At 71.0% G+C, this 24,131-nt stretch carries 21 protein-coding genes and 1 pseudogene; 10 read left to right on the forward strand and 12 right to left on the reverse strand.

The features are described 5' to 3' along the window. Positions 1 to 228: 228 nt before the first annotated feature. The 3 genes from GR130_RS23020 (at position 229) to GR130_RS23030 (ending at position 3,846) form a co-directional block, all read left to right on the forward strand. A complete protein-coding gene (locus GR130_RS23020) occupies positions 229 to 732 on the forward strand; it encodes a PadR family transcriptional regulator (RefSeq protein ID WP_159506444.1) in 504 nt (167 codons plus the stop codon). Between the two features lie 71 nt (positions 733 to 803). Next, the gene (locus GR130_RS23025; protein WP_159510157.1) at positions 804 to 1,532 is read left to right on the forward strand and encodes an ABC transporter ATP-binding protein; all 729 of its coding nucleotides are present in this window, start codon (positions 804 to 806) and stop codon (positions 1,530 to 1,532) included. A gap of 4 nt (positions 1,533 to 1,536) precedes the next feature. Continuing rightward, positions 1,537 to 3,846 carry an ABC transporter permease gene (locus tag GR130_RS23030; protein ID WP_159506445.1) on the forward strand — a complete coding sequence of 770 codons (2,310 nt, stop codon included), beginning with the start codon at positions 1,537 to 1,539 and terminating at the stop codon, positions 3,844 to 3,846. A 330-nt stretch (positions 3,847 to 4,176) separates the two neighbouring features. On the opposite strand, the gene GR130_RS23035 is transcribed toward GR130_RS23030, so the two are convergent. Beyond that, the gene (locus tag GR130_RS23035) at positions 4,177 to 5,085 is read right to left on the reverse strand and encodes a TIGR03620 family F420-dependent LLM class oxidoreductase (RefSeq protein ID WP_159506446.1); all 909 of its coding nucleotides are present in this window, start codon (positions 5,083 to 5,085) and stop codon (positions 4,177 to 4,179) included. 134 nt (positions 5,086 to 5,219) lie between these two features. On the opposite strand from GR130_RS23035, the gene GR130_RS42015 reads away from it, so the two are divergent. Continuing rightward, complete coding sequence (locus tag GR130_RS42015) at positions 5,220 to 5,411, forward strand: TetR family transcriptional regulator (RefSeq protein ID WP_443043776.1); 192 nt, start codon at positions 5,220 to 5,222, stop codon at positions 5,409 to 5,411. Between the two features lie 168 nt (positions 5,412 to 5,579). Further along, complete coding sequence (locus GR130_RS23045) at positions 5,580 to 6,524, forward strand: alpha/beta hydrolase (RefSeq protein ID WP_159506448.1); 945 nt, start codon at positions 5,580 to 5,582, stop codon at positions 6,522 to 6,524. Positions 6,525 to 6,555: 31 nt separating this feature from the next. On the opposite strand, the gene GR130_RS23050 is transcribed toward GR130_RS23045, so the two are convergent. From GR130_RS23050 to GR130_RS23085, 8 genes are all read right to left on the reverse strand, one after another. Then, positions 6,556 to 7,203, reverse strand: a complete 648-nt coding sequence (locus GR130_RS23050; protein ID WP_159506449.1) for a LysR substrate-binding domain-containing protein — start codon at positions 7,201 to 7,203, stop codon at positions 6,556 to 6,558. After that, a complete protein-coding gene (locus GR130_RS23055; RefSeq protein WP_159506450.1) occupies positions 7,196 to 7,939 on the reverse strand; it encodes a DUF6182 family protein in 744 nt (247 codons plus the stop codon). The genes GR130_RS23050 and GR130_RS23055 overlap by 8 nt, the downstream gene beginning before the upstream one ends. Continuing rightward, positions 7,936 to 9,138, reverse strand: coding sequence for a hypothetical protein (locus tag GR130_RS23060; RefSeq protein WP_236573399.1), 1,203 nt, complete (start codon positions 9,136 to 9,138; stop codon positions 7,936 to 7,938). Before GR130_RS23060 ends, GR130_RS23055 begins: the two co-directional genes overlap by 4 nt. Beyond that, positions 9,138 to 10,580, reverse strand: a complete 1,443-nt coding sequence (locus tag GR130_RS23065) for an FAD-dependent oxidoreductase (protein ID WP_159506451.1) — start codon at positions 10,578 to 10,580, stop codon at positions 9,138 to 9,140. The genes GR130_RS23060 and GR130_RS23065 overlap by 1 nt, the downstream gene beginning before the upstream one ends. Further along, a complete protein-coding gene (locus GR130_RS23070; RefSeq protein ID WP_159506452.1) occupies positions 10,580 to 11,437 on the reverse strand; it encodes a class I SAM-dependent methyltransferase in 858 nt (285 codons plus the stop codon). Before GR130_RS23070 ends, GR130_RS23065 begins: the two co-directional genes overlap by 1 nt. Then, positions 11,434 to 13,101: a GH3 family domain-containing protein gene (locus tag GR130_RS23075; RefSeq protein WP_159506453.1), complete on the reverse strand. Its 1,668-nt coding sequence runs from the start codon at positions 13,099 to 13,101 to the stop codon at positions 11,434 to 11,436. Before GR130_RS23075 ends, GR130_RS23070 begins: the two co-directional genes overlap by 4 nt. Before the next feature lie 22 nt (positions 13,102 to 13,123). Next, positions 13,124 to 13,819: a hypothetical protein gene (locus tag GR130_RS23080; RefSeq protein WP_159506454.1), complete on the reverse strand. Its 696-nt coding sequence runs from the start codon at positions 13,817 to 13,819 to the stop codon at positions 13,124 to 13,126. Positions 13,820 to 15,303: 1,484 nt separating this feature from the next. Further along, positions 15,304 to 15,816 (reverse strand): hypothetical protein, encoded by a 513-nt coding sequence (locus GR130_RS23085; protein WP_159506455.1) that lies wholly within the window; start codon positions 15,814 to 15,816, stop codon positions 15,304 to 15,306. Between the two features lie 548 nt (positions 15,817 to 16,364). Between GR130_RS23085 and GR130_RS23090 the strand changes: the two genes are divergently transcribed. Then, the gene (locus GR130_RS23090; RefSeq protein ID WP_159506456.1) at positions 16,365 to 17,579 is read left to right on the forward strand and encodes a cytochrome P450; all 1,215 of its coding nucleotides are present in this window, start codon (positions 16,365 to 16,367) and stop codon (positions 17,577 to 17,579) included. 284 nt (positions 17,580 to 17,863) lie between these two features. Here the strand turns inward: GR130_RS23090 and GR130_RS23095 are convergent, their stop codons facing one another. Both GR130_RS23095 and GR130_RS23100 read right to left on the reverse strand, forming a co-directional pair. Next, on the reverse strand, positions 17,864 to 18,853 hold the full coding sequence (locus tag GR130_RS23095; protein WP_236573401.1) for an esterase/lipase family protein: 990 nt from the start codon (positions 18,851 to 18,853) through the stop codon (positions 17,864 to 17,866). 187 nt (positions 18,854 to 19,040) lie between these two features. Further along, positions 19,041 to 19,481 carry a MarR family winged helix-turn-helix transcriptional regulator gene (locus GR130_RS23100; RefSeq protein ID WP_159506457.1) on the reverse strand — a complete coding sequence of 147 codons (441 nt, stop codon included), beginning with the start codon at positions 19,479 to 19,481 and terminating at the stop codon, positions 19,041 to 19,043. Between the two features lie 137 nt (positions 19,482 to 19,618). Here GR130_RS23100 and GR130_RS23105 point away from each other — a divergent pair. The 3 genes and pseudogenes from GR130_RS23105 to GR130_RS23110 all read left to right on the forward strand — a co-directional run. Further along, positions 19,619 to 21,124 (forward strand): annotated as a pseudogene (locus GR130_RS23105) (MFS transporter); the annotation flags it as partial. Positions 21,125 to 21,133: 9 nt separating this feature from the next. Next, positions 21,134 to 21,757: an MSCRAMM family protein gene (locus GR130_RS40880; protein ID WP_236574014.1), complete on the forward strand. Its 624-nt coding sequence runs from the start codon at positions 21,134 to 21,136 to the stop codon at positions 21,755 to 21,757. Positions 21,758 to 21,907: 150 nt separating this feature from the next. Beyond that, positions 21,908 to 23,035 (forward strand): NADH:flavin oxidoreductase, encoded by a 1,128-nt coding sequence (locus tag GR130_RS23110; protein WP_159506459.1) that lies wholly within the window; start codon positions 21,908 to 21,910, stop codon positions 23,033 to 23,035. A 223-nt stretch (positions 23,036 to 23,258) separates the two neighbouring features. Here the strand turns inward: GR130_RS23110 and GR130_RS23115 are convergent, their stop codons facing one another. Then, the gene (locus GR130_RS23115) at positions 23,259 to 23,651 is read right to left on the reverse strand and encodes a hypothetical protein (protein WP_159506460.1); all 393 of its coding nucleotides are present in this window, start codon (positions 23,649 to 23,651) and stop codon (positions 23,259 to 23,261) included. A 97-nt stretch (positions 23,652 to 23,748) separates the two neighbouring features. On the opposite strand from GR130_RS23115, the gene GR130_RS23120 reads away from it, so the two are divergent. Next, positions 23,749 to 24,006 (forward strand): hypothetical protein, encoded by a 258-nt coding sequence (locus GR130_RS23120; RefSeq protein WP_159506461.1) that lies wholly within the window; start codon positions 23,749 to 23,751, stop codon positions 24,004 to 24,006. Positions 24,007 to 24,131: the final 125 nt, after the last annotated feature.

Here is a 24,131-nt window from a genome sequence, read left to right on the forward strand (position 1 = left end):
CTCGCATCTATGACGGGGAACAGGGCATCGGTCCGCGCGGCCGGCTCGGAGCAGTTGCGGCGAACCCGCACCCGACTGCGGCGGCGATACCGGGAGCACGCGCGCGAACCGGGGAAGAGGCCGGGGTGCTGGGCGGAACCATAACGCCCACGCCGGGCCCTGTCATGGGTCGCGCGTTGACCGAGCAGAGATCGTGTCCGACCGGCACGTGAGGAGGAGTCGAAGCCCGTGCGCCTGCCACTGCTGGCGCTTCTCGCCAAGGAACCCGCCCACGGTTACGAGCTCAAGCAAGCCCTTGAGCAAACCTTCGGCGCGGCGTACCCTCAGCCAAACATCGGACAGGTCTATGTCACTTTGGGGCGACTTGAGAAGAATGGGCTGATCAAGGGCCAGGATGTCGACCAGTCCAACCGGCCGAACAAGCGGGTCTACGAGATCACCGACGCCGGCCGTGAGGAACTCGCCGCATGGTTCGCCGAGCCGACCGAGGGCCCTCGGGTACGGGACGAGTTCTTCATGAAGCTGGTCCTGGCGCCCGGGGCCGGTGGCAGCGACCGGCTCGCGCTGATCAACACGCAGCGCCGCCACTATCTGAACGTCATGCGGGGTCTTTCGCGGCTTGCCGCGCAGGACCGGGACAACCGCGTCGCACAACTGCTCGTCGAGGGCGCCATGCTCCACCTGCAGGCCGACCTCGACTGGCTGGAGCGCTGTCAGGAGGAACTGGATTGAGCCGCTCGGGCCCCGACCCCGCGGGCGCCGCCACCACGGACCCCGACCACGTCCTCCCGCCCGCCGAAGCCATGCTCTGGGCACGGGACCTGGTCAAGGTCCACCACGGTGCGAAGACCGCCACCCATGCCGTACGCCATGTGGATCTCCGCGTCGACCGCGGCGAGTTCGTCGCGATCATGGGGCCCTCCGGCGCGGGCAAGTCCACGCTGCTCCACCTGCTCGGCGGGCTCGACCGCCCCGACAGCGGCCGGATATGGCTGGACGGGCAGCGGGTGGACGGTCTGACCGAGGCCCGCTGGTCGCTGTTGCGCCGCCGGACCGTCGGGATCGTCTTCCAGTTCTTCAACCTGGTCACCAACATGACCGCGGCCGACAACGTGGAACTGCCGGCCCTGCTGGCCGGGATGTCCCCGAAGCAGGCCCGGACGCGCCGCGAGGAGTTGTTCGCCGAACTCGACCTCGAGGACAGGGCCCGCAGCACCCCCGCCGCACTCTCCGGCGGTGAGCAGCAGCGCGTCGCGCTGGCCAGAGCCCTGGTCAACGAGCCGGGTCTGCTGCTCGCCGACGAGCCGACCGGCAACCTCGACAGCCGCAACACCCGCGACGTGCTCCGCCTGCTGGCCCGCTACCACGCCAGCGGCCAGACGATCCTGCTGGTCACCCATGACGCCCGGGTCGCCAGCAGCGCGGACCGGGTGATCAGCCTCTACGACGGCGAGATAGCCGACGACTCCGCGCTGCACGCCCCCTCCGACAGCACGACCACCGTGGCCGACGTGCTGCGGCTGAAGGGCTGAGCCGATGCGCGCGCTGCTTCGCTGGGTACGGGCCGACCTGCGCGCCCACCGCGGCCAGGCCGCGCTGATGGTCCTGGTCACGGCGGTGATCGCGGTCTCGTTGATCCTGGCGAACGCGCTGTTGCAGGACGCGGCCAACCCCTGGCAGCGCGTCTTCCTGCAGTCCCGCGGAGCCCATGTGTGGATCCACCTGCGTCCCGGCGTGGACACCGCACCGCTCAGCCACCTCGACGGGGTCACCGGGGTCGCCGGACCGTACCGGACCGCCTCCGCCGACCTGGTACGCGGCACCGAGAAGGTGTCCCTCGAACTGCGAGCGGCAGGCGTGGATCCTCCGGCGGTGGCCCGCCCACTGGTGCGCTCCGGCCGGTGGCTGGACCCGGCGCGGCCCGACGGCATCGTGCTGGAGGGCTCGCTCGCCCACGCGATGCGCGTGGACGTGGGCGGCACGGTCACCGTCCGCGGCCGGGACGACGGGACGCGGCCGATGCGGGTGCTCGGCATCGCCGACAGCGCCGACCAGGGCTCGTACCCGGACTGGACGCCCGGCCTCGGCTGGGTGCTGCCCTCCGCCCTGGACCGTGTCGTGCCCGAGCCCGTCCACACCCAGCAGGTGATCGGGCTGCGGCTGCGCGATCCGGGTGCTGCCGACTTCACCGCCCAGCAGGTCGTCACCACACTGGGCAGCGGCCAGGTGACGCAGGTCACCACCTGGCAGCAGGTGCGTTCCGCCATGGGCCAGGACAACCGGCTCCTCGGACTGCTGCTCGGGGTTTTCGGCCTGGTCGCCCTGGTGGCGGCGGCACTGGCCACCGCGGGCGCCGCGGGCAGCCGGGTGCTGGCACAGGTACGGGACATCGCCATGCTCAAGGCCATCGGCTTCACCCCGGCGCAGGTGGTGCGGCTCTTCCTGTACGAGCACACCGCCCTGGCACTGGCCGGGATGGTCCTGGGGGCGGGCGCGGCCAGCCTCTTCGGCCCGCTGCTGCCGGGCGCGCTCGGGGAGGCCATGGGCCTGTGGCAGGCCGAACCCGCCCACGCCGGGGCGCTGGCGGCGACGGGTGCGGGGGTGGTGCTCAGCGTCGCCCTGGCCACCGTCCTCCCAGCGTGGCGAGCCGGACGGATTCCGGCCGCGCCCACGGTCCGCGCCAACCACCCGGCGAGCGGGATCTCCCGGCTGGCCCGCCTCGCGCTGCTGCTGAAGCTGCCTCCGGCGCTGGCACTGGGCAGCCGGGCGGCGTTCCACCGCCCCCTGCGCGCCGGGCTCACCGTTGCCCGGCTGGCAATCCCGATCATGATGATCACCGTGGCGCTGGGCAGTTGGGCCACGCTGGACGGCTTCCAGGACCATCCCCGGCAGCTGGGACTGGCGGCGAGCCTGACCGCACGGCCCAGTGGCATGGGCGACGCGGAGGCGCTCCGCCTGCTCGCCCGGCAGCCCGAAGTGGCAGCCGCGTATCCGGGGGTGGAGACGCCGGCACTTGTCCCCGGAGAGACCACGACGATCACCGTTCGCGCGTTGGGCACCGCCGACCATCCTTACCCGTTCGCCCTCGCCGCGGGCCACCTCATCCGCGACGAGGACGAGGCGGTGGCCGGGCAGGGGGCGCTCGACCTGCTGCACGCCAAGGTGGGCGAGTGGGTGCGGGTCATGGCCGGGGGGACCCCGCACATCCTGCACATCGTCGGTCGGGACATCGAGCCCGATCACAACGGGGAGATGCTCTCGGTGGAGCTGGGTGCGCTGGCCGGACCCGGCGGACCTCCCAGGACGCAGTACGACGCGCTGGTGCTGCGCCCGGGGGCGGATCCGAAGGCGGTGCGGGCGGATCTGATCGCGGCGTCCCACGGCCGCCTCGACGTACGGTCGGTGGCCAACCCGGCGGACCGGCTGGGCATGGTCCGCGTGGTGGTCGTCGGACTGATCGGGGTCCTGACGCTGATCGGCCTCGCCGAACTGGTCACCGCCACCGCCTTCGGCCTGCGCGACCACGTCCGCGACCTCGGTGTCCTGCGGGCCATGGGCCTGACGCCACGGCAGGTCACCGCCATCATCGTGACCAGCACCGGGCTGCTCGCCATGGTGGCGGTGCTGGTCGGCACCGGGCTCGGGGTGCTGCTGTCGGACCGCCTGATCAATATGGAGGGCCAGGCCAGCGGCGTCGGTGCGGGCATCGCACGGATTCCCGCACCGGAGACCCTGCTGATCGCCGGTGCCGTCGCGGTGGCGGTGGCCGCCTGCGTGTCGATTGTCCCGGCCACCAGAGCGACCCGGGCCCGGATCACCACGGCGCTGAGCGCAGGCCGCAGGTGACCGCCAGGCGCGCTGCCGGGCGGCGCGGCTCCCCGCTCAACGAGTCGAGCGCGCACGGCAGCGAACTCCTCGTCAACTCCCCCGCCCGTAGGGAAACTCCTTCGTCATCAAGGCCAACACCCTTGCCTCGGCCATGGGATGCGGCGGGGCCCGCTGCCCCGGGCGACACAACGAGCCAAGCGGGCCTGGCTGGAGCAGACGCTCCAGGAACTGGCCGAACAGGCGGAGACGGAGGTCTGACACCCCGGCGCCGTCCGGCCCGGGTGCCACACCGCAGGCGCCCCGTGCGACCGGAGGAGCCGGACCGGTCAGGCGACCGGCCCGGCCGGATCACCGCGTGAGGTGGGCGAGGTTTCGCCACTGGTCCAGGGGAAGGGTGGCCGGGTGCGCGGGCAGCGCCTGGAGGCACACATGGTCGGCGCCCGCCTCCAGGTGGGCGTGCACCCGCTGTGCGATCTCCTCTTCGCCGATCGCGACGAGCGCTCCGACCAGACGGTCGCTCCCGCCGTCGGCGAAGTCGTCCTCGTCGAACCCGAGCCGTCGCCAGCTGGCCCGGTACGGCGCCGCGGGCAGGTACCCGGCGACGTGGGCGCGCGCCCTGTCCCGTGCCGCGTCGGCACCGAGCCCGGTCACCACGGCCTGTTCGACGATCAGGACCCGGTCGGGCCCGAGCGCCGCGCGGGCTTTGGCCGTGTGCTCCGGCGTGACCAGGTAGGAGAACGCGCCGGCTGACCGGTCCCGGGCCAGTTCGAGGGCGCGCGGTCCCAGCGCGGCGAGCACCCGGGGTGGCCGGGGCGCCGGGTCGCCGACGAAGCCGACGAGTCGGAGGACCGGGTCGGGTTCGTCGAGACGGTCCAGGTGTTCGCGCAGCGCGGCCAGGGGCCGTTCGTAGCGAAGGCCCAGCCCGCCCTCGATCAGTCCCGCGTGGGAGATGCCCAGGCCGAGCACGAACCGGTCGGGATGGGCATCGAGCAGCGCGCGGGCCTGCGATCTGATCACCCGGGGATGGCGCCCCCAGATCACTGCGATTCCCGTGCCCACAACCAGTGAACGGGTGGCGCCCAGCAGGGTGTTCGCTTCCATGAACGGGTCACGCAGAAGCCCTTCACTGAGCCACAGCGCACCGTAGCCGAGTGCCTCGACCTCGGCGGCCGCCTCGGCGGCCGCGGCCGGTGGCCGCCGGTCCATGCCCGACACCCACAGTCCCACCGTGCCGATGGGCGGCAGATTCGACTTCATGGCTGACCTTTCCACGATACTATCCGGAGTGACACTCCGGATAGTATCGAGCGCCAATCTGGTACGTCCATAGAGGAGTTGACACGGCGGCAGGCCGCTCCGGAGGCAGTGACGCCCGCCGTGACCGGACCCGCCTGGTCGCGTCGGCGAGGGCACTCCTCGACGAGGTGGGAACGGGTGCGGCGGCGATGAACGACATCGCCCGGCGCGCGGGAGTCGGCCCGGGCACGCTGTGGCACGAACGAGGCGACCGCCGCGCCGGACACCACGGAACGCCTCCTCGACCTGCTCTTCGAGGGCGTGCGTCCACGCTGAACCGCCGCTGAATCCCACCAGGGCCCGGGTGCTGCGCAGCCCTGAACCGACACCTCGTTTCCCTGATCCCCGCCACAGCGGCGGGGCCGGGAGGGAGAATCGATCAAGCCCGGGTGCTCCGGACCGTCCCGTGAGAAGGATGCGGGGAGCACCTCCCGAGTCCATAGGAGAGAAAGCGGATGGCTTACCCGTACGACCCCGAGCTGGCCCCCTGGGCACCGCAGCTCACGCCCGCGGACTACACCGATGTCGCCCGCGCCCGGGCCGAGTTGACCTCCTTCATCGCACAGTTACCCGTGTACCGACCCGCCGAGCCGGTGGAAGTGGAGGACCGCAGGGTGCCCGGGCCGCCGGGCGCCCCCGAGGTGCCGGTGCGCGTCTACCGGCCGCACGGAGTCACCGCACCGATACCGGGCCTGGTGTACCTGCACTGGGGCGGACTGGTCAGCGGCGACCTGGACACCAACCACTCGGCCGTGCTGCGCATCGCCGAGCAGGCCCGGGTCATGGTGTTCTCCGTGGACTACCGGCTGGCCCCGGAACACCCTTTCCCGGCCGGTCTGCACGACAGCTGCGCCGTACTGGAATGGGTCGTCCGGCACGGCCCGGAACTGGGGGTGGATCCCGACCGGCTCGGTGTGGCCGGTGACAGCGCGGGCGGCGCGCTGGCCGCCGGGCTGGCCCTGCTGGCCCGCGACCGCGGCCTGCCGTTGCGGATGCAGTGCCTGAGCTTTCCGGAGCTGGACGACCGGCTGGACACGCCGTCCGCCCGCGCCTTCGTCGACACACCGGTACTGGACCGGGGCGCGGCGCTGCTGAGCTGGCACCACTATCTGGGCGGCAAGGACGGATCGGAGCGGACCGACGTCTCCCCCTACGCGGCACCGGCCCGGGCCGACGACCTGACGGGGCTTCCCGCCACCTTCCTCTCGGCTTGCGAGTTCGACCCGCTGCGCGACGAGGACCTCGGCTACGCCGCCCGGCTCGTCCAGGCGGGCGTGCCGACCGAACTGCACCACTACCCCGGCACCTTCCACGCCTGCACCGGAATCACCGAGGCCGGGGTGTCGGAGCGGATGGTGCGCGACCAGATCGACGCGATCCGCCGGGTCCTGCACGGCTGACGGAACGCCCGCGGCGGCCCGGGCCCCGGTGTCACCCGCTTGCGGCCACCGGGCTCGCGGCCTCCGCGGCGGCGATGAACTGCGCGACGTGCCCGGGCAGTTCCGCATGCCGGTACCACGCCAGGCAGACCGGGACGGGCGGCAGGTCATGGACGGGTACGACCCTGATGGCCGGCGGCGCCATGTCCGCCAACGACGCCACCGAGAGATGCACCGCGTCGGACTGCACCACCAGGGCCATCATCTCCGGAATGCCGCTCACCCGGTGGCGCCGGTGGATCGGCCGGCCCTGCGGGGTACGGCGCGGCACGATCTCGTCCCACAGGTACTCGGGGAAGTCACCGGGGCGGTCGAAGGCGTCGTATGCGGCGACCTCCTCGACGGAGACGGTGTCGCGCTCGGCGAGCGGATGCCGCGCGCCCACCACGACGGCTCGTGACTCGAAGTGCAGCACCCTGCTCGTGACGAGGTCCGGCTCCTGCGGGCCGAACTTGACGACGACCACGTCGAGTTCGCCGCGGCGCAGTGCGGAGAAGGGGTCGGCGAGATCGTAGGGGGCGAGCACGGCCCGGTCCTCGCTCAGTCCCGCGGAGGCGAGGATGTCCTGGGCCGTTCGCGGGGAGCTGGGGTAGCCGAAACGGATCGGGCCGTCGGCGGGGCAGGGGGTCGGTTCAGGCATCGTGGATTTCCTCGGTGAGGGCGGTGTAGGCACGGAGGCGGTTCGGGCGATCGGCCGTGCCGTCGATCCGCAGGGCGGCGAAGGGACCTGCCGAGGCCGGCAGCCACGGCGCCTGGCGGACGACCAACTCGTCCCCGGGGCCTACGACTTCGTCCAGTACGGCTTCGACCAGCAGGTGGTTGAGGTGGACCAGGCAGTCGGCGATGGTCACCCCGGCAGTGGCCACATGCAGCTCCCGCCGGACCGGAGCGCGACCTCGCGCGTCCTGGTCGGCCAGGACCCGCACCACCGCGGAGGGACGGGTCGGCAGTCCGGCCGACCCGTCGAAGAGCTTCAGCAGCCGGCGCAGGGCGGTGCTCTCCTCGGCGGGTGCCGGGCCCTGCCAGGCGGCCGACCCGTCGTCGGCCACGTGGCCGAAGGCGAACCGGTCGTCGAGGTTGTCCGGGTTCCCGGCGAGAAAGACGGTCCGGGTGAAGTCGCGGCGCCAGTCCGCGGCCGCGGACCGGTCGACGCGGGCGGCGAACGCGCACGTGGCGCGCACCCAGGCCGGCAGGTCGAAGTCGCGCAGCACACACACCGCCAGCACCTTGGCGTCCTGCGCGGCTCGGGAGATCTCCCGCCGCGCGGCCAGCAGCCCCTCGGCGGTCAGCAGGTCGAAGCGCGCCGCCAGCTCGGGCCGGGCGGTCACGATGCGCCGGGCGACCTGTTCACGGAGCAGTTCCTGGGCGGTGGTCACAGGTACACCGCCGACAGCAGTTCGGGGCTGGGTGCCGGCCGGTGTCTGGCCAGCAGACTGGACGTCAGCCGGTAGGGATTGACGTGCAGGTGGTCGCCGCGGTGCCGGGAGAGCACCTCCGGCAGCGGTGCCGGGTCGGTGGCCCTTCCGCGGGACAGCAGCCGGGCGGCCCGCGCCAGACTCTGACGCAGCGCCTCGTGGCGGAAGGACTGCTGCTGGCCCTGGCCCAGCCCGGCGATGAAGTACAGCCGCATGCCCAGCCGGAGCACCGGATCGTCGAACTCGGTCGCGGCCCTGCTCAGCAGAGCGCCGGTGGTGTGGTCGTGCCAGTCACCATGGCGCGCGGAGCGGATCTCCCCGTCGATGGGCACCCGGCCGAGAGTGACCCTGCGGACGGTTGCTCCGAACACGGACAGCGTGCGCTCCAGCAGCAGGTAGTCGGGTTCCAGCTCACGGTCGTACAGCAGCACCATCTCGTCGAACCGCGGTGCCAGCGGTATGAGTTCCCGCAGGGCGCAGGCCAGGTAGTTGGGCCGGCCCTGCGCGTCGACGATCTGGCGCAGCGGCAGCCCGTACCGGGTGGCGTCGAGGAAGACCGGGCTGCCGTAGGCGCGCTGGTCGAGACACATGCCGACGGCGCCGAGGCGGTCGATCACCTCCTCCAGCCCCAGGCCGGGCGGCTGGTGCGCGAGCAGTCCGGGGTCGTGCATGCCGAGGCGCGAGTAGTGCGCCGCCCACAGCTCCAGGACCCGGGCGCTGGCCGGGTGAACCCAGCCGTGCAGCTCGACCGCCTCCGCATACGGACGCAGAGCGGCGAGGTCGGCGCGCTGTCCTTCGGACCGGTAGCCGACGTACAGCTCGCCGATGCCCTCCTCCGTGAGACCGGAGTAGTCGGTGTCCCCGATGGTGCGGTCGAGGTATTCCCAGAACCCGAGGGTCTGCTCCGTGAGGTGGTAGGTGGTGGGGCTGTACCGATAGGACACCTCGGCCAGTTGAGCGGTGGCCCGGTACATCACGTCGGTCCACAGCAGCCCCTTGAGATGGCTCGGTGTCAGGGGCTTGGACGGGGTCACGGTGATCGGGGCCAGCAGCACCCGGCGCCGCGCTGCTCCGGCGGGTACGGCTTCGGCGGGCACGGAGGTGGCGTGCGGGAGCCGTGCCCGGTCGCGCACGGAGGTGGTCTGAAGACTGGTCTCCACTACGCTCCTTCCGCCGCCGCGATCAACCGGAGGAACTCGTCGCGGCTCGGCGCCGCGGGCAGCAGCGCCGGATCGATCGGGGGCGCCTGCTCCACCCGGGCCCGGAACTTCTCGTCGCCGAAGGCCGCGGGCGGCGTGCTGAGCCCCATGATGACGCGGGTGACGGAACGCCAGACATGCCCGTCGGTGAGTGTCGCGGCCCGTATCCGCGCGGGACTCGGCCCGTTGCCGGGCCGCTCCTGCGGCGGCGCAGGCGGCCTGTCGCCGTCGGCCGCCGCCTTCCACCGAGCCGCTCGCTCCGCGTCCTCCCGCGCCGCGAACTCGTACCAGGGCGTGAAGCACTGCTCGGCGAGCCGGGCAGCCGCCTGGCCGAGCGCCTGGTCGGGTTCTGCGCCGGCGAGCAGGTCGGCGAGCCGGAAGGCGTGGTCCAGCGCGAGCGAGATGCCGCGGCCGTACAGCGGGTTGGTGACGCAGGCCGCGTCTCCGACCGCGAACAGGCCGGCCACCGGCCGCTGCCGGGTCGTCACCGTGCCGCGCAGCGTGTTCGGCGGGCAGGCGATGACGTTGACGGGGGTGAGCGGGTCGCTGACACCGGGGGCGAGCCAGGCACCGATCCCGGGAGTGGCCCGGGCGGCGGCGGTGAACGCGCCCGGCTCGCGCAGGCGCGCCGTCGCACGGTCGCCGGGAGGCACCATCACCGCGACGGCGAAGGTACGGTCGTCCGCCGGGTGCAGCGCGGCGGCGTAGTGGTCCCACACCCCTCCGGCCGCGTTGCCGCGGTTGAGGGGTCCGGGGCGCCCCGCACCGCGCAGCCGGTACTGGCGGCTGTAGCCGGTGATGGCGGACGGCTCGACCAGGTCCTCGGCGACCGGGATCCCGGAGGCCGTCAGCCAGTCGCGCGACTCGGCGCGCCGACCGGTGGCGTCGATCACGACCGAGGCCGGCAGCACCTCGCCGTCGGCGGTGTGCACTCCCCGCACCCGCTCGCCGGAGGAGTCGAGCGCCAGCCCGCGGACCACCGTGCCGTGGTCGAACCGGACCTGCGGCAGGGCCCGCACGGTCCGGTGCAGGAGCAGCTCGAAGACGGTGCGCCGGCAGGCCAGGGCCACCAGATCGTCGTCGCCGACCTCACGGGCGCGGTTCCCGACCAGCGGGGGCAACGCCTCGACCAGGTCCAGGAGTTCGGCGCCGGCCTCCAGGGCCGTGGTGAGCAGCTGCGGGGCGCGGCGGCGCAGCGTCCGTACGCCGACCGAGGTCAGGGTGTGGGAGTGCACCGCCTGCGGCACGGTGGGCCGGTGCCAGTCCCGTACCGCCTGCTCGACGGGCCCCTCGGGAGGTGGGGCCGAGCGCTCCAGCACCCGCACCTCGTAGCCGGCGCCGCCGAGGGCGAGTGCGGTGGCCAGACCGGCGATGCTCCCGCCGACCACTGTCGCGATCGCCATCAGCTCCGTCTCCCGTGGACGAAGAACACCCGGCGCACGCCGGCCTCGGAACGGTCCGGTACCGGGTCGGGCCACCGGCCGTAGTCGGCCGCCGGCTCGCCCGGCTGCGCGGCCTCGACGGTGAAGCCGTGTGCGTCGAACAGTGCTTCCGGCTCGTCCGTGCCGAACAGCCACGGGCATCCCCAGCCGGCGAACACGTCGAGCAGGTCACGCATGTTCGGCAGGGTCAGCGCGGCCGCGTTGACGATGTCCGCGGCGATGCGGCTGCCCGGTTTCATGATCGCCGCGACCCGGTCGAGGATGCGGTGCGCGTCGTCGCGGGGGATGTAGTAGAGCAGCCCCTCCAGCAGCCAGGTGGACGGCTGCTCCGGGTCGTAGCCGGCGTCCTTCAACTCGCTCTCCCAGTCGGGCGAGGTGAGGTCGAGGGCGATCGAGCGGTGGTCGACCCGGGGCCGGACGTCCCGCAGCCGCTCCTCCTTGTAGGCCAGAACCGCGGGCCGGTCGACCTCGAAGTAGCGGATATGGGAGGGCCAGTCGAGCCGGTAGGCCCGCGAGTCCATTCCGGCGGGTGCCAGCACGATCTGGTGCATCGCCGGGTCCTGGGCGGCCTCCTGGAGGAAGTCGTCGAAGAACCGGGTGCGGATGGCGTTGTAGTCGGGGGTGCTCGGTACGGTGCGTGCCGCGTCCTTGGGGAAGGTGGCATCGCGGACCTCGCGGAGCAGTTCCGGACCTCCCTCGCCGGCCAGCCGGGCCGCGTAGGGGTCGCTGTAGAGCCGGTCCTCGCGTCCGGTCTCCGCCGCGCGCAGCGCTGCCGTCAGGAGCGCGGTCCGCTCGACGGCGTCCAGTGTCTCGGTCATGCCCTGCCTCCCTCGCCGACCGGGTCGGTGCCGGTCAGCCGCTCCCAGAGTGTGTGGTCCTGTCGGAACAGCCGATCCTTGACCTGGGTCGGCCGGATGCCGGTGGCGACGCTGGCGTGCCAGTCACGCAGGAAGGCGTCGCCGTCCAGGCGCCGCACGGCCACGGGGTCCAACCGGCCGGCCGAACGTGCCGTCCGATAGGCCGCGGCCTCCCGGCCGATGGCCGTGTCCAGCTCGGAGGCGAAGCGATCCGTCTCCTGCTCGCTCCACTCGCCGCGGGCCGCGACGGCGAACTCGTAGTGCGCCACGGTGCCCTCGGGCCGGTCCGCCACCCGGCAGGCGGCGTTGCGGACGTCGAGGCCGGTGGCCTGGGCGGCCGCGGCGAGCGCGCGGATGACCTGGGCGTCGCGAAGCCGCTCTCCGACGGCATCCGACCGGGTGCTCCGGCCCGCGTACTCCACCCGCGGCACGCCGCCGACCCGGTCGACGACCCGGACCACGTCGCCGACCGCATAGCGGTACAGACCGCCGATGTGGCTGAAGATCACGTGGTAGTCGCGGCCCGGCTCCAGCTCGTTCATGGTCAGGGTCGAGGAGTCGGGCCCGATGTCGGACTCGGCGTCCAGGAATTCATAGGCCGACGCGGTCACCACCAGGGAGCCTGCGGAGCCGTGCCGGTCGAGGGCGACACCGGCGGGCCCCTCGGACGCGGCGACGGGCGCCGGCAGCGTGGCCACGCCGGGACCGAACTCCTCACGCAGCCGCGGCAGGTAGAGCGACGCCATCCCCGTCGTCCAGAGGAACAGTGCCCGCAGGTGAGGCCAGACATGGGCCGGGCGCACCGTCCCGAAGTGGTCGGCCAGCCGCTCCAGCCTGGCCGCTCGCTCCGGATCGGGGCTGCCGTACGGCACCCCGCCGAGCGTGCCGTCGCGGATCTCCTTGACCAGCCGGGGCCACCAGAGGTTCAGCTGGTAGGGCAGGGCGGCCACCATCGCCGGGTTGATCCCGATGACGCAGCGGACATCGCTCTCCACGGCGAGGCGCAGCCGCAGGTAGGTCTTCTCCAGGTGGTCGTTCTCGTCGACGGGCACCGGGAGCGTGCCCCAGTGCGCGAACGTGCCGGGCTCGGCGGACAGCGGCTCGCCGAACCTGCTGCCGAGGTCGACCTGGCTGGCGCCGACATGGGGCCGGCCCGAGGCCGTGGTCGGGGGCGCGGGACGCGGGTCGTGTTTGAGGTTCAATACCGCGTCCGGTCGGTCGAGCACATCGGGGAAGTGCTCGATCAGCGGGGCCCAGGCCGCGTAGTAGAACGGGAAGAAGGTCCGGCGCATGAAACCGGCGGTGACCGGGATCTTCTTGTGGGCGCCTGTGGTACCGCTGCTGGTGAAGTACACCGCGGGGTCGTCCGCGCTCAGCAGGTTGCTCTCGCCCGCCGCCATCCGCTCGATCCAGGGTGCCAGCGCCGCGTAGTCGTTGATCGGCACCGCCTTGCGGAAGTCGTCCAGGGATCGGATCGCACCGAAGGAGTGGGCGCGACCGTACTCGGTGTCGGCGTTGTACTCCAACAGCTCGGCGAGAACCCGGCGTTGGTGCCCGTCCGCGTCCGCGAGCGCGGCTCTGAGGCTCGCGCGTTCGCCCAGGACCCGCTCTCTGTAGCTGCGCATCCGGGCCGGATCAGTCCATAAGTCAGCCGATTTCACGGCCCATCACCTCTCCTAGTATCTGCACGGTCCGCGAAACGTGTTCCTGCTCCTCGACGACGGTGACCGGGAGGTGCCGGACCTCTTCCCACATGGCCTCGCGCAGGTCGGACTGGAACTTCTCGAACGACGCCCGGTCGGGCTGCTCGCCGTAGTACTCCAGGGAGTTGGTCCCGGCCCCTTCGCCGCAGCGCTGCCAGGCCGTGGCAGTCGACACCTCCAGGAAGACCACCTGGCGCGGCTGCGGAAAGGTGCGCCACCAGTCGAACAGGGGATGGCTGTCGACTCCGGCCAGCCGGCACTTGGCGAGGATCTTGTAGTAGTAGGAGTCGACCAGAACCGGTGCTCCGCCCGGGCTGCGCTCGATGCTGTCGCGCAGATGGACCGTCGCCGTCTGCAGCAGGCTGACCATGAAGTCAAGGGAGTAGCCGTCGTGCAGATCCGGCAGGACGTCGGCGACCAGGTTGCGGCGCAGTCTTCCGATCAGGGCGTGGCCGGGATCCAGGAACTCGTCGTCGAGGGAGACGACGTTCCAGGAGGGCGAGCGCTCGGCGAGTTCCGTCAGCGCGGACGACTTGCCGGCATAGTCGGTGCCGAGCAGCACGACGAACGGGGGTGTGGTGCGCAGCGCACCGGCCCCGGAGCCGCGGGTGGCCGTAAGGCTCGCGATGTCCCGCGTCATCGGCGCGTCTCCGTGCCGGGACAGTGCTCCCCGGCACCACGAAAGCTGCGCCGTAAGTGGTATTCAGCCGCGCGCACCGGCCTGCGCACCGGATGACGGTGCCTTCTCCGTCTGGAATAACTCAATGGGTCAGGGCCAGTGGGTCGTAAACCGGAACCTGCCGAAGTCGACACGCTTTTCCCCCGCTTCTGAAGTGTGGTTCCATCGGCTCGCGCAGTCCGTCCCCCTGCCGAGCCCGCGGCTTTGCCGACCCGACAGACGTTAGTTCGGCTTTCGCTGTGGATCAAGCCTTGACATTGATCATTGACAGAGCACCCCTCCGCTGCACAGCGTCCGGACTAGCGGATCGCCGTATTCCGCACACGGAAATCCCCCGGCGGGGCCGGGTCACAGGCGAGGAGTCGTGACGCCGTGACCGCCGAACCAAAATGGATTAATCCCGGCAACCCGGTCACGATGTGCCCGCACCGGACGGAGGGCGATCAGGACTCGCCGGTCACCGGAGGCCGAATCGGTCGATGGCGGACCCCGCCTCACCGGGCGGCGATATCCGTTCTCGACAGCAAAGGGAGCCGCCGAGAAGCACACTCACACGCGATGGCGAATGCCGTACGGTCAAGGAATTCGAGACGCTTCCCCCTCACATCCCGGAGCGACCCACGGACTCTTCCCGAACCGGAAACGTGACACCTCACGAAAGGCGATTCCCAGCAAATACGCCGCCGTTTCCCGGCTATGGCCTCGCGTATTCGCCCCGCGGTGTACGGATCTGCTGCGGCAGCGTACGTAACGGCCCTGCGGTGGCACCTGAAGCACCCTTGCGGCCAGCCGTCGGGCACCCTGCCCAATTCACCGCAGTGCACAGACATTCTCCTTGCGCGCCTCGAACGTTTCGGCGTGACAGCGCACGGTTCGCCGTCCGGAACCAGGTCGGCCGCCATGCGGACGCCGCCGCCCACCGCGCGACACGGGTGGGACGGGAGGGTGCGCCGCACTCCGGCCGGGTCGTGGTGCCGACGGGGCGTGCGCAAGGCGGCGGGCGGGCAGAGAACTCTGCCAGATGCCTTTGCCATTTCGGACCATGCAGGTGAACAGCCGTGGAACAGACATGCGGGCGAGGGCCTTCTCGGCGTCTATCGCCCTTGCACCGTTGGGACCGGTGCGGGCACTTGCGTGACGGCCCCGGAAGCCCAACTCGGTTCCGGCGGCGTGGGTTTCCCGTTGATACCCGCGCGGGGCCAAAAGGCAAAGTCCATGAAGTTACGGGCTTTTCGCCTCTGTTCGAGAGGATGTCAATGCCGAGGGTGGCTCGCAGGTGCGGCGGTCGACGCGCAGGCTCCGGTACGCGTAGCGGGATTCCCGCCGAAGCCTCGTCGCACAGGACCACGACCGTCATGCGTCGCGCCTCATGCGCCAACGCTACGGCGTCCGCCCCGAACCCGGGGCGGACGCCGCGCTGTTGCCTTTCCGGTACGCGACCGCAGCTACTTCCGCGGAGCGGTCCTGAACGCCGCCGCCTCCGTCTCCTCCGGCGTACGGTTCTCCGCCCGCCGGTTGAAGCCCTTCCCGGTGGATGCCACCTGCGACGTCGACGGCCGGCGGTGAGGGTCCTTCCAGCGAGGGGCGAGGACGGCGATGGTTGCCAGACCGATCGCAAGAGGAAGTTCGCACAAGGCGGCCATGGCCACCGCTTCCACATGGTCGGTGCCCTTGGCTGCGGTGGTCACATCGAACCAGGCATCCAGTGCGAAGAGCGTGGCGGTGGCCGAAGCAATGGGGCCTGCCGCGGTGCGCCGATACCAGATCAGTACACCGGTGAGCAGCAAGCCGGCCACTTCCATGGCGTCCAGCCCGATCCAGGCGGTGTCCCAGTTGCGGACCCTGGCATGGCTTTTCAGGGTCAGTCCAAGGATCACCATCCAGACGGCCAGCACCAACGCCACGCCGACCAGGCCCCAGACCACTCGCCGCCGGTTACCCCCCACACGCGCGAACACGATCACTCCTGCCTTTCCCCTGTCCGTTGCGGCACCGGCAGCGGGACGTCTGCCGTTCGCGACCTCATGGGCCGGGGCAGATCACGCACGGTGCCTCCCTGTTCCTGTGGCACGGACGGCCTCCCCACGCCTTCCGCACCCTCACAGGGAGAACATAGCCAGCCATCTTGTGGGTTGTCTGTGGAGCTGCCGGGTGCACCGGCAGGGCCGGCCGACCCGGGCGCCGCGTCCGCACCGCTCATCTCCACCGAGCAAGCTCTCCTGGCCCGCACGGGCCCCACCCTCGCGATGTCCGGCGTGGGGGTCCGTAGCGGTTGCCCTTTGGCTGACCGGGTACTGCCGGTGGCCACCTACCGGCGCACGAACCTCACGCCGCGGCAGATCGCGCCGCGGTCGCGCCTTCACGGGATAAACCCCGCCGCATACGGGACGGCCTTCAGCCGGCCGTGTCTCCGGCATGGTCGCATGGTCGGTGTCAGAGCCGTTTCAGTCATTTGTCAGGTCCGTCGGCGACTGTGACGGCAACAACCGCCACGAAAGGAATCCCGATGACTCAAACGCTTCCCATCCCGCACGGCCTCCCGACGGAGCGCGACGCGGGCCCCTTCGCCCCGCCCCGCCAGATCGCCCGGCTGCGCGAGGCCCGCCCGGTCAGCCCGATGGTCTTCCCCGACGGTCACGAGGGCTGGCTCGTCACCGGCTACGACGCGGTCCGCCGGCTCATGGCCGACACCCGGTTCAGCTCCCGCCATGACATCGGCGTTCTCCACGTGCCAGGCATGCCCGCCGCCACCGAACCGTCCCCGCAAGTGCCGGGCTTATTCATCGCCATGGACCCGCCGGACCACACCCGGCTGCGGCGCAAGCTCACCGGCGCCTTCACCGTCACACGCATGAAGCAGCTCGAAGAACACATCCGCGACATCACCGAGCGGCAGCTGGACGAGATGGCGCGCCTTGCCCCGCCGGTCGACCTGGTCAGGGAGTTCGCGCTGCCGGTGCCCTCGCTGGTGATCTGCGAACTGCTCGGTGTCCCCTACGAGGACCGGGACAACTTCCAGGTCAACTCCGCCAAGTTCCTGGTCAAGGACCAGTCCCTCAAGGAGCAGATGGCGGCGTACGGCGCGCTGACCGCGTACCTCGCCGAACTGGTCACGCGTAAACGCGCCGAGCCCGGCGACGACCTACTGTCCGACCTGGCCCGCCATGACGACCTCACCATCGAGGAACTGACCGGCATCGCCTCCCTGCTGCTGCTCGCGGGCCACGAGACCACCGCCAACATGCTGGCACTGGGCACCTTCGCGCTCCTGGAGCACCCCGAGCAGATGGCCGAACTGCGCGCCAACCCGGACCTGATGCCCGATGCCGTCGAGGAACTCCTGCGCTACCTCTCCGTCGCCGACATCTTCTACCGCTACGCCACGGAGGACACCGAACTCGGCGGTGAAACGATCGGCAAGGGATCGACCGTCATTGTCTCGCTGCTGGCCGCCAACCACGACCCGGAGCGCTTCGACAGCCCCGACACCCTGGACGTCCACCGCAAGGCCCGCGGCCACCTGTCCTTCGGCCACGGCATCCACCAGTGCCTCGGCCAGCAACTCGCCCGCGTCGAAATGCGTGCCGGATTCACCACACTGGTACGCCGCTTCCCGACCCTCGAACTCGCCATCCCCACCCGCGAGGTGAAACTCAAGACCGACATGAACATCTACGGCGTCCACGAACTGCCCGTCACCTGGACGGAAACGGCCCGGTAGGCGAGAACCGCCGGCCGAGCGCGCCACCTCAGTGAGAACGCGCCTTCAGGGCCTGTCTTGTGGATCATTCCAATGGGCGGCGAAACCCAGCACAGTTCCGCAGGGCAGGCCCTGGGACTTGTCCGGGCAATCGTGCGACCGCGTCGTACTCGACGCGTTGATGAGGGCATGGGGCGCGGTGATGCGACGGACAGGGAGCATGGGGGCGCGGACCCCGAACGTGCCCGACCGGCCATGCCCCCGGAACTTGCGGTGTCGGCGCCCGCGGGGACCAGCCATGATCACTAATAGGCGCAGGTGGTGGGGGTGGCGTGGGCGGGGTCGAGGGCGTTGGCTGTCTCGTGGAAGGCGAGCCGGTCGATCAGCCCGAGCGAGCCGTGTCCGGAGACGTCGAGTGGACACAGGTCCTGCAGCACGACGTTGTGGACGTCGGAGCCGTGCAGGAACTCCGAGCGATGCGGCGTGATCATCTCGTCGTACCGAGTGGCGATGACCGTGTAACGAACACCGGGAACGGTGTCACCACCCGCATTCAGACGCCTCAACAAAGGCGAGCCGGACTCCTGCTCGGTCACCGCCGGAACAAGCCCATGCAAGACCCTCCTCACGCCCGGAGCAGAATCCAACAACGTGATCAACCCATGCAGATCGGTACCATGATTATTGGGAGCCAGCCCGACCAACGTGTGCACCTTGCGACGGCCGCCATAGAACTTCAGATACACCCGCGACATCATCCCGCCCTGCGAATGCCCGACGATGTCGACCTTCCGCGCCCCCGTCGCCGCCAAAACCCGATCGACATACACACCGAGCTGCCGAGCCGAAGCATCGATCGAACCCACCCCACCCACCACCGGCAGACCAAGCAACCCGCCATAGGTGAAGGAGAAGACACAGTACCCACGCGCCATCAAATAAGGCGCCAGACCAAGCCAGTTGTCGACCCCGTTACCAAGAGTGCCATGCACCAGGACCACCGGACGGGGATGAGCGGCCGAGGGCCTGCAGGAAAAGTCATTCCAACCACCACGGCCCACGCCGGCCCATCCCCCACGAGGCACGACCCCACCAACCGACGGCCTGAACACAAACGACCCCGACGAACCCCCCACCAAAGCGGTCGACGACGCCGGACGGGGAAGGCCGACCGACCTGCCACCAGAAACCTCCAACGGCGAGAGGGCAGCGGCGACAGGGGAAACCGCGGCCATACCCGTGACCAGGCCAAACACCGGAAGAGCGGCGAGCAGTCTCGACCAACGCAGCTTCACGCCATGCTCCTTACAGGTGAGAGGACGCCGACACACACCGACAAACGCCCACACACGACACAGACCACAAAGGCCAACGTGACGAACCGCAAGTGGTTACGGATCGGTAGCCGTACGCACCAGCGGCCATGCCGAAGTCCGGCTCCGCCCCGGAGACCGGCGTTGCGCCCAGGCAGCGGGAGGGGCGTCAGGCGTTCTCCTCCATCGTCGGTCGCAGGCGTTGCAGCAGGGCGTAGAGCGTCGCGCTGTCGGCGTCACCCAGGGCGTCAAGGGCGCCGTGTGTCTCCTGCATCTCCTCGCGCACACAACGGATGATCTCGCGGCCCGCGTCCGTCGCGACGACGTTCTTCACCCGGCGGTCCGCGGGGTGAGCTTCACGGCGGACCAGCTCGCGGGCCTCCAGGCGGTCCACGATCCCCGTGACGTTCGACGCGTCGCAGACCAGCAGGGCGGCGAGGCCGCGCATCGGCAGCGGGCCGTCGAGCTGGGCGAGGACCTTGGCCTGCATGGCGGTGAGGCCGTGATGGGCGGCGGCAGCAGCGAAATCGCGCCATTGGGCGGTGCCGATAGCGGCGAGGAGCTCCAGCAGCTGGAGCTTGGTGGGGGCCGACGGGCCGGTGGCGCTCATAGCTGGAGCGTACCCAAGATGCTTCACATCATCAATTGTTTACTTGACCATCTTAAGTATCTCGGTCTACCGTCTGCGGAAGTACTTCATGTCATCAAACATCTACGATCTGAAACACCGAGAAGGTCCCGCCAGCCATGAGCCACGCCGCATCCGCATCCGCCCCCGCCGCCGGGCGCCGGAACGAGACGGTCATCGTCTTCGCCCTGAGCCTGGCCGCCATGGTCGTGTCGATGATGCAGACCCTGCCCGTCCCGATCCTGGGCCTGATCCAGAGGGACCTCGGCACCTCGACCGCCAACGTCAGCTGGGTGACCACCGCCACACTGCTGTCCGCCGCCGTCTTCACCCCGCTGCTCGGCCGCTTCGGCGACCAGCACGGCAAGAAGCCCACCCTGGTGGCCGTGCTCGTCGTCATGGTCGCGGGCTCCGTCATCGCCGCGGTCGCGAACTCGCTGCCGCTGCTGATCCTGGGCCGGGTGCTCCAGGGTGCCGCCACCGCGATCTTCCCGCTGGCCCTTTCCGTCCTGCGTGAAGAGGTCCGGCCGCAGAAGCTGCCCGGCGCCATGGCGCTGGTCAGCGGCACCCTCGCCTTCGGCAGCGGGCTCGCGCTCGTCGCCACGGGCCTGCTCACCTCCGGCGCCGACGCCGACTACCGCAACGCCTTCTGGATGGCGACCGGCTTCGCACTCCTCGCCCTGCTCGCCGTCGTCTTCCTGGTCCCGGCGACCCGACACAAAACCGGCGGACGCACCGACTTCCTCGGAGCGCTGACCCTCGGCGTCGCCCTGCTGCTGCTCCTGCTGCCGATCTCCCAGGGCCACGAGTGGGGCTGGTCCTCCGGCCGCACGCTGGGCGCCTTCGCCGGCGCGGTCGTCATGGCCGCGGTCTGGGTCCTGGTCGAGCTCAAGGTGCGCGAGCCCCTCGTCGACATGCGGATGTTCGTCCACCGCCCGGTCCTCATGGCCAATCTGGCCGGCATCCTGGTCGGCTTCGGCATGTTCGCGAACTTCCTCGGTGTCTCCTACCTCGTGCAGATGCCCGAGGCGCTCACCGGCTTCGGCTTCGGCGCCTCCATCCTGCGCGCATCCGTCGAGTTCCTGCTGCCCGGCGCGATCGTCTCCCTGCTCGCCTCGCCGATCGGCGGCCGGCTCGTCCGACACCACGGCCCCCGGTACGTGCTCGGCATGGCCGCCGCGTTCGGAGCCGTCGGCTTCGGCTGGCTGGCCCTCGACCACGCCCACACCGCCTCGGTCATCGGAGCCGGCCTCATGACCGGCGCGGCCGTCAGCTTCGGCTACGCCGCCATGCCCGCCGTCATCATGGCGAGCGTCCCGCACCACCAAAGCGGCATCGCCAACGGCATCAACTCGATCTCCCGCTCCACCGGCAGCGCGATCGGCAGCGCCGTCGTCACCACGATCCTGGCGTCCAAGACCATCGAGCACCTGCCGGCGGGCGTTCCGCCGCTGCCCGCCGAATCCGGGTTCACCCTCACCTTCGGCATCGGGGCCGTCGCGTTCGCGCTGGTCTCGGTGATCGGCGGGCTCGGCCTGCGCGGACAGCACGGCCCCCGGGTCGTCGAGGCGGGCAGGGCCGGCGCGGGCACCTCGTCAACTCCCGCAGTGGAGACGGTCGTTGCCGATCCGGTTATGGAGCCTGCCGTCCAGGCCGATGCGGTCCAGGCCGATGCGGTCCAGGCCGAAGCGGTCCAGGCCGAAGCGGTCCAGATCGCTTCCGTCCCGGCCGGGGCCGGGTTCCACGGCGTGGTGCGGAACGCCGAGGGCGAGGTGCTGGGCGGTGCCGCCCTCACCCTTGTCTCGCCGGACGGGCGGCAGGTGGGCCGCACGGCCTCCCACCCCGACGGCCGGTACGCGCTGGACGCCCCGGCCGATGGCCCGTACGTCCTCATCACGACCGCCGACGGCCATCAGCCGCAGGCCGCCACGGTCACAGCGGCGGCCACCCCGGTCCCGTACGGCGTCCGGCTCCCCCGCACCACAGTGCCGTCCGGTGTGCAGGTGCGGGGCACCGTACGCGCCGGGGAGGGCGGCCGTCCGCTGCCCGACGCCCGACTGACGCTGGTGGACGCCGCCGGGAACGTGGTGCGTACCACCATCACGGATGCCGACGGCGCGTACGCCTTGACCGACCTGACGGCGGGCGAGTACTCGCTCATCGCCAGCGGCTACCCCCCGGTGGCGTCGGCGCTCGCCGTCGAGGGCCGCGGTACGGACGGCTTCGACGTGGCGCTGGCACACCCCGCGGCGCAGTAGGCGGCGATGTCCCGGATCACAGACAGCTCGCCGGACAGGCGAGATGCCGTGCCCCCGGACGGTCGCCCCCCACGCCCGTTCAATGCGCCTCACGCATCTTCCTCTTCCCCTTCCTCTTCCTCCCTACCGATGCTTACAAGGAGCACCCCCATGACCGCCTCTGCGTCCGCCGTCTCCCGCGCGGCCGAGATCCTGGCCCGGCCCATCGCGCTGAACGGCCTGACCGTCCCCAACCGCATCGCGATGGCACCCATGACGCGGATGTTCTCGCCGGACGGCATCCCCGGTGAGGACGTGCGGTCGTACTACGCCCGCCGCGCCGCCGCCGGCGTGGGCCTGATCGTCACCGAAGGCACCTACGTCGGCCACGAGTCGGCCGGAAACAGCGACCGCGTACCGCGGTTCCACGGCGAAGAGCAGCTGGCGGGCTGGGCGAAGGTCGCCGAGGCCGTCCACGCCGCAGGCGGCACCATCGTGCCGCAGCTGTGGCACATCGGCATGGTGCGCAAGCAGGGCGAGCCGCCCTACGCCGACGCCCCCGCCGTCGGCCCCTCCGGCATCCGCGTCGACGGCACCGAGGGCACCGGCAAGCCCATGACCCAAGGCGACCTCGACGACGTCATCGGCGCCTTCGCCCAAGCCGCCGCCGCGGCCGAGCGCATCGGTTTCGACGGCATCGAACTGCACGGCGCCCACGGCTACCTCCTCGACCAGTTCCTGTGGGCCGGCACCAACCGCCGCTCCGACGCCTACGGCGGCACCCCCACAGCCCGTACGAAGTTCGCCGCCGAGATCGTCGCCGCGGTCCGCGAAACCGTCTCCCCCGACTTCCCGGTCATCTTCCGCTACTCGCAGTGGAAGCAGGAGGCGTACGACGCCAGGCTCGCGGAGACCCCGGAGGACCTGGAGGCGATCCTGGCCCCGCTCACCGCGGCCGGTGTCGACGCCTTCCACGCCTCCACCCGCCGCTACTGGCTCCCCGAGTTCGAAGGCTCCGAACTCAACCTGGCAGGCTGGACCAAGAAGCTCACCGGCAAGCCCACCATCACCGTCGGCTCGGTCGGCCTCGACGGCGACTTCCTCCGCGCCTTCGCGGGCGAAGGCGCGGCGGTCGGCAGCATCGACAACCTCCTCGACCGCCTGGACCGCGACGAGTTCGACCTGGTCGCCGTCGGCCGCGCCCTCCTCCAGGACCCCCACTGGGCAGCCAAGATCCTGGGAAACCGCTTCGAGGAACTTCAGCCGTACGACGCCGCGGCCCTCAAGACCCTGAGCTAGGCGTGACCCGAGGCCCGGTCGAGGGGAGCGCATTCGCGTGACGTCCGTCCCTCGGCCACGCCTCGGTGGCAGACGTAGCAGCCTCGTACGACGGAGGGCGCCGGTTTTCACCGGCGCCCTCCTGTCGTTCCAGATCAGGCCGTCCCCACCGAGCAGTGGCATGCCGGCAAACCCGCCTCACGCGCCAGCCGGATCTCTGGGCGATCCACCTGCTGGTGCCGCATCAGCCATGGTCCGCACCGGTGTTGGGGGTGGCCGTCGGTGTCGTCGGCTCGCCGTTGTCCGCCAGGGCCGACACATGCGGGTGGATCCCCCCTGGGGCACGTCCTCGCCAGCCCTCGGGGCCACACAGGTCGATGACAAACCGGCTTCGAACGTCACATACCGAGCGGCAGGCGTCGATTTCCATCAATTGACCGTTGGCCGACCCGTTTTCGCTCGCGGCCACGGATAAAGAAAAGCCCAAACCCTTCAGCCATGCGTTGACGAACGCCGTGGTCGCCCTTACGTTGCATTTCAAACGGAAGTGGATTTCCGCATTACGGAATTTACCCTCATGGGTGCCGCGCACCCCGACGCGCGGACGTCCCCGCGCCCGCAGAAGGAGCGCCTCCATGCATCTGGCTCCACTGGAGATCGACAAGCTCTGCGCCCACGGCGTCGCCGATCTGGCCGGCCGGCGCCGTGGTCATGAATCGATCGGCGCCTGAGAGATGAGACCGGCTCCCCGATCCGGCCTGGGGCACCCGCGGCCCGCCGCTCTCGTCCTGCTCGAAGGGCACGAGAGCGCCCAGGCCGGCAGGCTCGGCCCACTCGCCGACGAGGGGCCCGCATTCCGCACCGTGGTCGACGCCGCTCCCTCGGCCGATCTCCTGGCCTGCGAGACCGTGCTGCCCGAGGGCTCCGGGGCCCGGCTCCGCGCCCAGGCACCGACTCCCCCACGGTTACCGCGGCCGCCCGCCGGCGCCTGATGCCGTACGCCGGCGCCTGATCGGCGTACCGGCCCTGGTGAGGCGTACCGGCCCTGGCGATGCGCACGTCCTGACCCGCACCCACCCCACCCCCTTGCCCGACCGCCGCGGTGCCGTTCAAGCAC

The organism is Streptomyces sp. GS7, assembly GCF_009834125.1.
In the GTDB taxonomy this organism is placed as follows: domain Bacteria; phylum Actinomycetota; class Actinomycetes; order Streptomycetales; family Streptomycetaceae; genus Streptomyces.

Coding starts and splice junctions, on each gene's coding strand:
- GR130_RS23025 (WP_159510157.1), top strand. CDS start 804: ATGCTCTGGGCACGGGACCTGGTCAAGGTCCACCACGGTGCGAAGACC.
- GR130_RS23030 (WP_159506445.1), top strand. CDS start 1,537: ATGCGCGCGCTGCTTCGCTGGGTACGGGCCGACCTGCGCGCCCACCGC.
- GR130_RS23035 (WP_159506446.1), bottom strand. CDS start 5,085: ATGAAGTCGAATCTGCCGCCCATCGGCACGGTGGGACTGTGGGTGTCG.
- GR130_RS23045 (WP_159506448.1), top strand. CDS start 5,580: ATGGCTTACCCGTACGACCCCGAGCTGGCCCCCTGGGCACCGCAGCTC.
- GR130_RS23050 (WP_159506449.1), bottom strand. CDS start 7,203: ATGCCTGAACCGACCCCCTGCCCCGCCGACGGCCCGATCCGTTTCGGC.
- GR130_RS23065 (WP_159506451.1), bottom strand. CDS start 10,580: ATGGCGATCGCGACAGTGGTCGGCGGGAGCATCGCCGGTCTGGCCACC.
- GR130_RS23070 (WP_159506452.1), bottom strand. CDS start 11,437: ATGACCGAGACACTGGACGCCGTCGAGCGGACCGCGCTCCTGACGGCA.
- GR130_RS23075 (WP_159506453.1), bottom strand. CDS start 13,101: ATGCGCAGCTACAGAGAGCGGGTCCTGGGCGAACGCGCGAGCCTCAGA.
- GR130_RS23080 (WP_159506454.1), bottom strand. CDS start 13,819: ATGACGCGGGACATCGCGAGCCTTACGGCCACCCGCGGCTCCGGGGCC.
- GR130_RS23090 (WP_159506456.1), top strand. CDS start 16,365: ATGACTCAAACGCTTCCCATCCCGCACGGCCTCCCGACGGAGCGCGAC.
- GR130_RS23100 (WP_159506457.1), bottom strand. CDS start 19,481: ATGAGCGCCACCGGCCCGTCGGCCCCCACCAAGCTCCAGCTGCTGGAG.
- GR130_RS40880 (WP_236574014.1), top strand. CDS start 21,134: ATGGAGCCTGCCGTCCAGGCCGATGCGGTCCAGGCCGATGCGGTCCAG.
- GR130_RS23110 (WP_159506459.1), top strand. CDS start 21,908: ATGACCGCCTCTGCGTCCGCCGTCTCCCGCGCGGCCGAGATCCTGGCC.
- GR130_RS23115 (WP_159506460.1), bottom strand. CDS start 23,651: ATGGAGGCGCTCCTTCTGCGGGCGCGGGGACGTCCGCGCGTCGGGGTG.
- GR130_RS23120 (WP_159506461.1), top strand. CDS start 23,749: ATGAGACCGGCTCCCCGATCCGGCCTGGGGCACCCGCGGCCCGCCGCT.